Origin of the sequence: Streptomyces sp. NPDC060209 (assembly GCF_042728155.1) — a bacterium.
Classification (GTDB): Bacteria; Actinomycetota; Actinomycetes; order Streptomycetales; family Streptomycetaceae; genus Streptomyces.
Window position 1 is genome coordinate 1 of record NZ_JBHWZS010000306.1, and the last position, 10,461, is coordinate 10,461.

Genomic DNA, 10,461 nt, shown 5'->3' on the forward strand with positions numbered 1-10,461 from the left:
GTGCTGTGCGTTCGGCCGCTCTTCCGCCGTGTGAAAGGGCTGATTCGGCACGATCCGCCGGACGTGGCACGATGCGCTCATGTCCTTGGCGTTGACCGATCTCTGCCGGTATCCGATCGTGCAGGCCCCGATGGCGGGCGGTGTCTCCCGCCCGGAGCTGGCCGCCGCCGTCGCCGAGGCCGGAGGGATCGGGTTCCTCGCCGCCGGCTACAAGACGGCGGACGGGATGTACAACGAGGTCAAGCAGCTCCGGAGGATGACCGGCGGGCCCTTCGGCGTCAACGTCTTCATGCCGCAGCCGCTGGTCGCCGACGCCGGCGCCGTCGAGGTCTACCGCCACCAGCTCGCCGGTGAGGCCGCCTGGTACGAGACCCCGCTCGGCGACCCGGACGCCGGCGGGGACGACGGCTACGACGCCAAGGTCGCGATCCTGCTGGAGGACCCCGTACCCGTGGTCTCCTTCACCTTCGGCTGCCCCACCCGCGAGGTGCTCGACGCGTTCGCCGCCGCCGGCACACTCACCGTGGTGACGGTCACCTCGCCCCAGGAGGCGCGGAACGCCCAGTGGGCGGGCGCCGGCGCCGTCTGTGTCCAGGGCACCGAGGCGGGCGGCCACCAGTCCACGCACCGCGACGACCCGCAGGCCGGGCTCACCGGCACCGGGCTGATCGCGCTGATCGCGGAGGTCCGCGAGTCGGTGCGGCTGCCGGTCGTCGCGGCCGGCGGACTGATGCGCGGCTCCCAGATCGCGGCCGTCCTGGCCGCCGGGGCCGACGCGGCGCAGCTCGGCACGGCGTTCCTGCCCTGTCCCGAGTCGGGAGCGCACCCGCTGCACAAACAGGCCCTGACCAACCCGCTGTTCGTGACCACGACCCTGACCCGGGCCTTCTCCGGCCGCCCCGCGCGCGGGCTGGTCAACCGGTTCGTACGGGAGCACGGTCCCTACGCTCCCGCCGCCTACCCGCAGGTGCACCAGCTGACCAGCGGGCTGCGCAGGGCCGCCGCCAAGGCCGGGGACGCCCAGGGCATGGCCCTGTGGGCGGGCCAGGGCCACCGGATGGCACGCGAGCTGCCCGCCGGGGAACTCGTGGGCCTGCTCGCCGCCGAAACGGAAGCCGCGCGTGCGGCATGAGTGTGAGGAGTGCCAGGTGACGGCACCGGTCTTCGTCGTCGAACAGCTGCCCAGTGGGCCGGAGTTCGTCCTGGACGGACCCGAGGGACGGCACGCCGTCTCCGTGAAGCGGCTGAACCCGGGGGAGGACGTCGTCCTGACCGACGGGCGGGGCCGCTGGGCGGAAGGCGTCGTACGGGCGGCAGAGGGCAAGGACCGGCTCGTGGTCACCGACCTCGAGAGCGTCCACGAGGAGCCCGCGCCGACCCCGTCCATCACCGTCGTCCAGGCGCTGCCCAAGGGCGACCGCGGTGAGCTCGCCGTGGAGACGATGACCGAGACGGGTGTCGACGCGATCGTGCCCTGGCAGGCCGCGCGCTGCATCACGCAGTGGAAGGGCGACCGCGGGCTCAAGTCCCTCGCCAAGTGGCGCAGCACCGCGCGTGAGGCGGGGAAGCAGTCCCGCCGGGTCCGCTTCCCCGAGGTGGCGGAGGCCATGACGACCAAGCAGGTCGCGGCCCTGCTGGCCGGGGCGGACTTCGCGGGCGTCCTGCACGAGGACCGGGACAGCGGCAGCGAGCCGCTCGCCGCCGCCGAACTCCCCGCCCACGGCACGATCGTGCTGGTGGTGGGCCCGGAGGGCGGGGTTTCACCGCAGGAGCTGGCCGCCTTCGCCGAGGCGGGGGCGCCCGCTTACCGGCTCGGGCCCAGTGTGCTGCGCACCTCGACCGCGGGGACCGCGGCGGCGGCCCTGCTGATGGGACGCACCGGGCGCTGGAGCTGAGAGCCGCCCGCACGCCCCGGCCGGATAGCATGCCGGTGTACTGATCACGAGGACCGAACGACCTAGGAGGCCGGGCCATGGCGGGAGAGCCGCAGACCGACTGCCTGTTCTGCAAGATCGTTACAGGGGACATCCCGGCGACCATCGTCCGCGAGAGCGAGACGACCGTCGCCTTCCGCGACATAAACCCCCAGGCCCCGACCCACGTCCTGGTCATCCCCAAGGCGCACTATCCGGACGCCGCCGCGCTCGCCGCCGCCGAGCCGCAGGCCGCCGCCGACGTGCTGCGTGAGGCGGGTCTGGTCGCCGCCGACGAGAAGATCACCGAGACCGGCTACCGCATCGTGCTCAACACCGGTGCCGGCGCCGGGCAGACCGTCTTCCACGCGCACGCCCACGTCCTGGGCGGTCGCGGGATGCAGTGGCCCCCCGGTTAGGGCCTCTCGTTCGGATCAGGCTGGGCTCGCGTGCCCTGGCACCGAACCTCGCGGCGTTGTCGTCGGTCTTCCGCTAGCTCTCGGCTTCGCTCGAGCGGGGGAGACCCCGATCGCTCCGCGGCCTCCCTCCTCCGCCTCGCGACGCACGGCACCGGACCCCGCTCCCTGACCCACCCTGATCCAGACGAAAGACCCTAGGACCCCCACCCGTGTCCGTACGAGAACTCGTGATCCTAGGCACCGCCAGCCAGGTGCCGACCCGTCACCGCAACCACAACGGGTATCTGCTGCGCTGGGACGGCGAGGGCATCCTCTTCGACCCGGGCGAGGGAACCCAGCGCCAGATGCTGCGGGCGGGCGTCGCCGCGCACGACATCAACCGGATCTGTGTCACGCACTTCCACGGCGACCACGCGCTCGGCCTGGCGGGCGTGATCCAGCGGATCAATCTCGACCAGGTCCCGCACCCGGTCACCGCCCACTTCCCGGCGAGCGGACAGCGCTTCTTCGACCGGCTGCGGTACGCGACCGCCTACCGCGAGTCGGTCGAGCTGACCGAGGCTCCGGTCGCCGCCGACGGCGTCCTCGCCACCACCGACGCGTACACCCTCGACAGCCACCGGCTCTCGCATCCCGTCGAGTCCTACGGTTACCGCCTCACCGAGCCCGACCGGCTGCGCATGCTGCCCGCGAAGCTGGCCGAGCACGGCATCGCGGGGCCCGACGTCGGACGGATCCAGCGGGACGGCGTCCTGCGCGGCATCCCGCTGGAGGAGGTCTCCGAGACCCGCCGCGGACAGCGCTTCGCGTTCGTCATGGACACCCGGCTCTGCGACGGCGCGTTCGCCCTTGCCGAGAGATGCGACATGCTGGTCATCGAGTCGACGTTCCTCGACGAGGACGGCCGGCTCGCCGCCGACCACGGCCACCTCACAGCCGGCCAGGCGGCCCGGGTGGCGAAGGAGTCGGACGTACGGCACCTCGTGCTGACGCACTTCTCCCAGCGCTACACCGACCCCGACACCTTCGAGCGCCAGGCCAGGGCAGCCGGCTTCGAAGGCGAACTGACCATCGCCCAGGACCTGATCAGGGTCCCGGTACCCACCCGCCACACGTAACGAGAACCCCGTGCACCTCCCCAAAGCAGAACTTCACCTCCACATCGAAGGAACCCTCGAACCCGAGCTGGCCTTCGCACTCGCCGCGCGCAACGGCGTGGACCTGCCCTACGCCGACACCGAGGAGCTGCGCAAGGCGTATCTCTTCGAGGACCTGCAGACCTTCCTCGACCTGTACTACGCCCTGATGGCGGTGCTGCGCACCGAGGACGACTTCGCCGAACTGGCCGACGCCTACCTCGCCCGCGCCGCGGCCCAGGGTGTCCGGCACGCGGAGATCTTCTTCGACCCGCAGGCCCACACCGACCGCGGTGTCCCGATCGGCACCGTCATCGAGGGGCTCGGCAGGGCGCTGGACCGCAGCGAGGAGACGCACGGCATCTCCACCCAGCTGATCATGTGCTTCCTGCGTGACAAGTCCGCGGAGTCGGCGCTGGAGACCCTGGAGGCCTCGAAGCCGTACCTCCACCGCATCAGCGCCGTCGGCCTGGACTCCGCGGAGGTCGGCCACCCGCCCGCGAAGTTCCGCGAGGTGTACGCGGCGGCCACGGCCCTCGGCCTGCGCAAGGTCGCCCACGCCGGAGAGGAGGGCCCGCCGGAGTACATCCGGGAGGCCCTGGACGTCCTCGGCGTGGAGCGGATCGACCACGGGCTGCGCTGCATGGAGGACCCGGACCTGGTGGACCGGCTGGTCTCCGAGCGGATCCCGCTGACCCTGTGCCCGCTCTCCAACGTACGGCTGCGCGCGATCGACGTCCTGGAGCAGCACCCGCTGCGGTCCATGATGGACGCGGGGCTGCTCTGCACGGTGAACTCCGACGACCCCGCCTACTTCGGCGGATACGTCGGAGACACCTTCCACGCCGTGCACGAGGCGCTCGGCCTGGACCGCGAGCACCTGCGCACCCTGGCCCGGAACTCCTTCGAGGCGGCCTTCCTCGACCACGACGAGGAGCGCAGGGCGCGCTACCTCTCCGAGGTCGAGGCGTACGCGTTCGACTGACCGGCCCCGCCGGCCGGTCCCGCCGTCCGGAACGCGCTCCGCACCAGCCGCCTGCGCCGCAGCGCGGGCACGCTGATCTCCGCGACCGCCTGCTCCGGCGCGCCCAGCTTGGGCACCGCGCCGGACAGGCTGTTGGTCGTGGCGGCGAGCAGCGCGGCCGGGGCACCGCCCCTGCGCCGGACGGAACCGGGCACCAGCGGCCGGCCGCCGGTGTGCAGCGCCACCGCGGTGACGGGGGCCGCGACCAGGAGGGTGGCTGCCCCCAGGATCAGCCCCATCACCGCGTAGCCCGCCTGCTCGGAGAGCACGCTGCCGAGGAGGGGGCCGCACGCCGTGCCGACGGACGACGCGGAACCCGCGAGGACCGCCCAGCGGCCGCGCACGTCCAGTGAGGCGGCCAGTCCGATCAGATACGACAGGACCACCGGGTAGAAGGTGTTCCACGCGATCTCACCGGTCGCGAACGACCCCAGTCCGTCGGCCGATGAGCTGAGCACGATGCTCCCGGCGATGATCATCGTCCCGAGGCCGATCGGCACCGCCCGCCCGAGCCGGGCTCCCAGTGCGCCCGCGCCCATCACGCCGAGGAGTCCCGCACCCAGTGCGGCGGCGAACACGGCGCCGATGGTCACCTCGGAGAGTCCCACCTGGTCGGCGCCGATGCGGCTGCTCACGCCCCACAGGGCGTTCTGCGCCATGGACCAGACGAGCATGCCGCCCGCCAGCACCAGCCCGGACCGCCGGTGCGGCAGCCGTCCCTGCGCCGGCGACGTCCCGCCGACAGGCGTGGGCCCGCCCAGCCGGGAGGTCGCGGGCCAGACGAGCAGGGCGACCAGCGCGATGGAGGCGAACGGCAGCCGGTGGCCGCCGCCCAGGTGCGGGATCGTCAGGTAGAGGGCTCCCGCCGTCGCCGAGACGCTGAGCAGCCCGAGCGACGAGGTCCGGTGCGGATCGTGCTGCGCCGCGATGCCGGACGCGGCGACGGCGGTCGCCGTGCCGGAGCCGAAACCGCCGACCACGACACCGGCGATGACCAGCGGCATCGAGGTGGTCGACGCCGCGCAGCCGTAGCCGAGCGCGGCGAGCAGCAGCCCCGCGCGCGCCGGTCTCCGCGACCCGAATCTCTCGACGCGTCCCGCCAGCGCGAAGCCGGCCGAGGCCGAGCTGAGCAGGAGGGCGCTGCCGACCAGACCGGCCTGGGCCGAGCTCAGCCCCAGATAGGTGCTGAGGCGGCCGACGATGGTGGGGAGCAGATAGGCGGCGAGGTAACCGGCGGTGAACACGGCTACCAGGGGCCACGCGGCGCGAGGGCGCGAGGACATGGGCGTTCCTGAAGACATGCCTGTGGAGGCAGAAGAAGGCAGGGGAGGGTGGAGCGAGGTAAGGCAGGGGAGGGCAAGGCAGAGGTGTGGCAGGGGAGGGTGGAGCGAGAAATGCGGGAGAAGCGGCACTCGTCGTCAACTGTCCCGAACGGTGCTCGCGGGCCAATTTGTATCAAGCGCGCCCAGGCGACGGAAAGTCGGCTCGATGTGATCTGGGTCACATACAGGTTTATGCGTCATCCGGCCGGGTAGCTGCGCATGTTTATGCAGGTGGGAGTGAGTGTGTGCGATGCGGCGCGGGCCCTCCGGATGCGGAGGTGAATCCGGCACACTGGCCGGATCTCGCACTGTTCAGATCTGCCACGGCCGGGGAGCGCACGGTGAGCACAACCAATCCAGGCATCGACCCGCTGTTCGGGCTGCGTGCCCCGCAGGATCCGGCCTGCGACGTCTTCCTGACCGGCACGGTCTTCCTGGACATCATCTTCACCGGCCTGGACAGCGCACCGGTGCGCGGGACGGAGTCCTGGGCCCGTGGCATGGGATCCAGCCCCGGAGGCGTCGCCAACATGGCCACCGCACTCGCCCGGCTCGGCCTGCGCACCTCCCTGGCCGCCGCGTTCGGCGACGACCACTACGGCGAATACTGCTGGGACGCCCTCGAACAGGGCGAGGGCATCGACCTGTCCATGTCGCGCACGGTCTCCGGCTGGCACTCTCCCGTCACCGTCTCCATGGCGTACGAGGGCGAGCGCACGATGGTCTCGCACGGTCACGAGGCGCCCGCCCCCACCGCTTCCGCGACGCCCGGTCACACGCTCCCGCACTGCCCGCCGCGCGCCCGCGCCGCCGTCGCCTCGCTGACCCCCGGCCGCAGCGAGTCCTGGGTGGCCGGGGCCGCCCGGAACGGCGCGATGGTCTTCGCCGACGTCGGCTGGGACGAGACCGGCCGCTGGGACCTGGACGCCCTGCCCGACCTCGGGCACTGCCTGGCCTTCCTGCCCAACGCCGAGGAGGCCATGCGCTACACCCGCACCGACTGCCCCCGCGCCGCCGCCCACGCCCTGGCCGAACGGGTGCCCCTCGCCGTGGTCACCCTGGGGGCGGAGGGCGCCTACGCGGTGGACCGGGAGACCGGGACGGCCGCAGAGGTGCCCGCGATCGAGGTGGAGGCCCTGGACCCCACCGGGGCGGGCGACGTCTTCGTCGCCGGGTTCGTCACCGGGACGCTGGCAGGCTGGCCGCTCGCCGACCGCCTCGCCTTCGCCGGCCTCACCGCGGCCCTGTCGGTACAGGAGTTCGGCGGATCACTGTCCGCACCCGGATGGGCCGAGATCGCCGGCTGGTGGCAGCAGGTGCGCACCTGCGCCGACCAGGACCCCGCGGCACTGGAGCGCTACGCCTTCCTGGAGGAGCTGCTGCCCGCCGCGGGCAGGGCGTGGCCCCTGCGCCGCGCCGTCCCGACGATCGGCTTCCGGCAGTGAAGGGCTGATGATCACCGGGTAAAACCTCTCGGCGTCGACGGTGCGGAGTCGTACGCTGGTAGTCCAGAGGCAGTCGAGCAGCGACGGCCCTGCAACGGGAGGTATGCGCAGGCCCGAGGGCCGGCCCATGACTCAGTCACCTACACAGCCGCAGGCACGGGCCCAGATCAGCATTCCGGCCGCACACCCGATGGTGATGCTCCTGGGGTCGGGCGATTCGCTCCTGCGCGTGATCGAAACGGCGTTCCCGGCCGTCGACATCCATGTCCGGGGCAACGAGATAAGCGCGACTGGAAGCGCGGCGGACGTCGCCCTCATCCAGCGCCTGTTCGACGAGATGGTGCTGGTGCTCCGCACCGGACTGCCGATGACGGAGGACGCTGTGGAACGCTCGATCGCCATGCTCAGGGCGAGCGGGAACGGCAACGGGGAGGGCGCGGAGACCCCCGCGGAGGTGCTCACGCAGAACATCCTCTCCAGCCGTGGCCGCACGATCCGCCCCAAGACGCTCAACCAGAAGCGGTACGTCGACGCGATCGACAAGCACACCATCGTCTTCGGTATCGGCCCCGCGGGCACCGGCAAGACCTATCTCGCCATGGCCAAGGCGGTCCAGGCCCTGCAGTCCAAGCAGGTCAGCCGGATCATACTGACCAGGCCCGCCGTCGAGGCGGGGGAGCGGCTCGGCTTCCTGCCCGGCACGCTCTTCGACAAGATCGACCCGTATCTGCGTCCGCTCTACGACGCGCTGCACGACATGCTCGACCCCGACTCGATCCCCCGGCTCATGGCCGCGGGCACGATCGAGGTCGCGCCGCTGGCGTACATGCGTGGCCGGACCCTGAACGACGCGTTCATCATCCTCGACGAGGCGCAGAACACCAGCGCCGAGCAGATGAAGATGTTCCTCACCCGTCTCGGCTTCGACTCGAAGATCGTCGTCACAGGTGACGTCACCCAGGTGGACCTGCCGAACGGCACCAAGAGCGGTCTCCGTCAGGTCCAGGAGATCCTGGACGGTGTCGAGGACGTGCACTTCTCCAGGCTCACCTCCCAGGATGTCGTCCGGCACAAGCTCGTCGGCCGTATCGTCGACGCGTACGAGAAGTACGACAACGCAGAGGGCCGAAACGGCCCCAACGGGAAGTAGTCGCAGCGCACCATGTCGATCGACGTCAACAACGAGTCCGGAACCGAGGTCGACGAGCAGGCGATCCTCGACATCGCCCGCTACGCGCTCGCCCGGATGCGGATCCACCCGCTGTCCGAACTCTCGGTGATCGTGGTGGACACCGCCGCCATGGAGCAGCTCCACATCCAGTGGATGGACCTCCCGGGCCCGACGGATGTCATGTCCTTCCCGATGGACGAGCTCCGTCCCCCGGCCAAGGACGACGAGGAGCCCCCGCAGGGGCTCCTCGGTGACATCGTGCTCTGTCCGGAGGTCGCGAAGAAGCAGGGCGAGGACGCCGAGACGCAGCACTCGATGGATGAGGAGCTCCAGCTCCTCACCGTCCACGGGGTGCTGCACCTCCTCGGGTACGACCACGAGGAGCCGGACGAGAAGGCCGAGATGTTCGGCCTCCAGGCGGCGATCGTCGACGGCTGGCGCGGCGAGCGCGGGCTGACGGGTCCGTCCCCCGCCCCCACCGTCTCGTGAGCGTCCCCCTCATCTCCGGTGCCGTCCTGCTGATCGTCGTCGGCTGGCTGGCGGCCTGCGCCGAGGCGGGCATCGCGCGTACGTCGAGCTTCCGCGCGGCCGAGGCCGTGCGGGCAGGGCGCCGCGGCAGCGCCAAGCTGGAACAGGTCGCCGCCGACCCCACCCGCTATCTCAACGTGGCGCTGCTCGTGCGGGTCGCCTGCGAGATGTCGGCCGGCGTCCTCGTCACCTACGCCTGCCTCCAGGAGTTCACCGAGACCTGGCAGGCGCTGGCCGTCGCCATGGGGGTCATGGTCCTCGTCAGTTACGTCGCCATCGGGGTCTCGCCGCGCACCATCGGCCGTCAGCACCCGCTGAACACCGCCACGGCCGCGGCGTACGTCCTGCTGCCGCTGGCCAGGATCATGGGGCCGATCCCGCAACTGCTGATCCTCCTGGGCAACGCGCTGACCCCGGGCAAGGGCTTCCGCAAGGGCCCCTTCGCCAGTGAGGCCGAACTGCGCGCGATGGTCGACCTCGCCGAGCAGGAGTCGCTCATCGAGGACGACGAACGCCGCATGGTGCACTCGGTCTTCGAGCTCGGCGACACCCTCGTGCGCGAGGTCATGGTGCCCCGCACCGACCTGGTCTGCATCGAGCGGTACAAGACGGTCCGTCAGGCACTGACCCTCGCGCTCCGCTCCGGCTTCTCCCGGATCCCGGTCACCGGGGAGAACGAGGACGACATCGTCGGGATCGTCTACCTCAAGGACCTGGTCCGCAAGACGCACATCAACCGGGACGCGGAGGCGGACCTGGTCTCCACTGCGATGCGCCCCGCAGCCTTCGTCCCCGACACGAAGAACGCCGGTGACCTGCTGCGTGAGATGCAGCAGGACCGCAGCCACGTCGCCGTCGTCATCGACGAGTACGGCGGCACGGCCGGGATCGTCACCATCGAGGACATCCTCGAGGAGATCGTCGGCGAGATCACCGACGAGTACGACCGCGAACTCCCGCCGGTCCAGGAGCTGGAGAACGGCTGCTTCCGGGTGACCGCCCGGCTCGACATCGGTGACCTCGGGGAACTGTTCGGCCTCGACGCCTACGACGACGAGGACGTGGAAACGGTCGGTGGTCTGCTGGCGAAGGCGCTCGGGCGGGTCCCGATCTCCGGCGCCTCCTCGATCGTCGACCTCCCCGACGGGCGCAAGCTCCGCCTCACCGCGGAGTCCCCGGCGGGCCGCAGGAACAAGATCGTCACGGTGCTGGTGGAACCGGAGGGAATGGAAACGGCATGACTCCCCAGGAGCTGCGCACGTTCTGCCTGGAGTTCAACGCGAGCGCGGAGGAGTTCCCCTTCGGGCCCGAAGCCTCGGTCTTCAAGGTCCTGGGAAAGATATTCGCCCTCAGCGTGCTGGACGCGCGGCCTCTGACGGTCAGCCTCAAGTGCGATCCGGACGAGGCGCTGCGGCTCCGCAAGGAGCACACCGCGATCGTCCCCGGCTGGCACCTGAACAAGCGGCACTGGAACACCGTGACGGTCTCCGAGCTCCCGGACCG

Annotated in this window: 11 protein-coding genes; 10 read left to right on the forward strand and 1 reads right to left on the reverse strand. The window is 71.2% G+C overall.

Annotated elements, in window-relative coordinates:
- Positions 1-79 precede the first annotated feature (79 nt).
- The 5 genes from ACFWFI_RS35795 to ACFWFI_RS35815 all read left to right on the forward strand — a co-directional run bounded on the left by ACFWFI_RS35795 (position 80) and on the right by ACFWFI_RS35815 (position 4,453).
- Positions 80-1,132 (forward strand): nitronate monooxygenase, encoded by a 1,053-nt coding sequence (locus tag ACFWFI_RS35795; protein ID WP_387398675.1) that lies wholly within the window; start codon positions 80-82, stop codon positions 1,130-1,132.
- A gap of 16 nt (positions 1,133-1,148) precedes the next feature.
- Positions 1,149-1,895: a 16S rRNA (uracil(1498)-N(3))-methyltransferase gene (locus ACFWFI_RS35800; protein ID WP_387398678.1), complete on the forward strand. Its 747-nt coding sequence runs from the start codon at positions 1,149-1,151 to the stop codon at positions 1,893-1,895.
- A gap of 77 nt (positions 1,896-1,972) precedes the next feature.
- Positions 1,973-2,332, forward strand: a complete 360-nt coding sequence (locus ACFWFI_RS35805) for a histidine triad nucleotide-binding protein (protein ID WP_387398680.1) — start codon at positions 1,973-1,975, stop codon at positions 2,330-2,332.
- A gap of 209 nt (positions 2,333-2,541) precedes the next feature.
- Positions 2,542-3,450 (forward strand): ribonuclease Z, encoded by a 909-nt coding sequence (locus ACFWFI_RS35810; protein WP_387398682.1) that lies wholly within the window; start codon positions 2,542-2,544, stop codon positions 3,448-3,450.
- A gap of 10 nt (positions 3,451-3,460) precedes the next feature.
- Positions 3,461-4,453 carry an adenosine deaminase gene (locus ACFWFI_RS35815; RefSeq protein ID WP_387398684.1) on the forward strand — a complete coding sequence of 331 codons (993 nt, stop codon included), beginning with the start codon at positions 3,461-3,463 and terminating at the stop codon, positions 4,451-4,453.
- Here the strand turns inward: ACFWFI_RS35815 and ACFWFI_RS35820 are convergent.
- Entirely contained in the window at positions 4,417-5,775 is a 1,359-nt protein-coding gene (locus ACFWFI_RS35820; protein ID WP_387398686.1) for an MFS transporter, read from the reverse strand. The genes ACFWFI_RS35815 and ACFWFI_RS35820 overlap by 37 nt on opposite strands.
- 380 nt (positions 5,776-6,155) lie before the next feature.
- Between ACFWFI_RS35820 and ACFWFI_RS35825 the strand changes: the two genes are divergently transcribed.
- The 5 genes from ACFWFI_RS35825 to ACFWFI_RS35845 form a co-directional block, all read left to right on the forward strand.
- Positions 6,156-7,259, forward strand: coding sequence for a carbohydrate kinase family protein (locus tag ACFWFI_RS35825; RefSeq protein ID WP_387398688.1), 1,104 nt, complete (start codon positions 6,156-6,158; stop codon positions 7,257-7,259).
- Positions 7,260-7,386: 127 nt separating this feature from the next.
- Positions 7,387-8,409 carry a PhoH family protein gene (locus ACFWFI_RS35830; RefSeq protein WP_387398690.1) on the forward strand — a complete coding sequence of 341 codons (1,023 nt, stop codon included), beginning with the start codon at positions 7,387-7,389 and terminating at the stop codon, positions 8,407-8,409.
- Between the two features lie 12 nt (positions 8,410-8,421).
- Positions 8,422-8,919, forward strand: coding sequence for an rRNA maturation RNase YbeY (gene ybeY / locus ACFWFI_RS35835; protein WP_277334053.1), 498 nt, complete (start codon positions 8,422-8,424; stop codon positions 8,917-8,919).
- Positions 8,916-10,199 carry a hemolysin family protein gene (locus ACFWFI_RS35840; RefSeq protein ID WP_387398692.1) on the forward strand — a complete coding sequence of 428 codons (1,284 nt, stop codon included), beginning with the start codon at positions 8,916-8,918 and terminating at the stop codon, positions 10,197-10,199. Before ybeY ends, ACFWFI_RS35840 begins: the two co-directional genes overlap by 4 nt.
- Positions 10,196-10,461, forward strand: a 266-nt coding sequence (locus ACFWFI_RS35845; RefSeq protein WP_387398694.1) for an MmcQ/YjbR family DNA-binding protein, incomplete at its 3' end; no start/stop codon positions are given. The genes ACFWFI_RS35840 and ACFWFI_RS35845, both read left to right, overlap by 4 nt.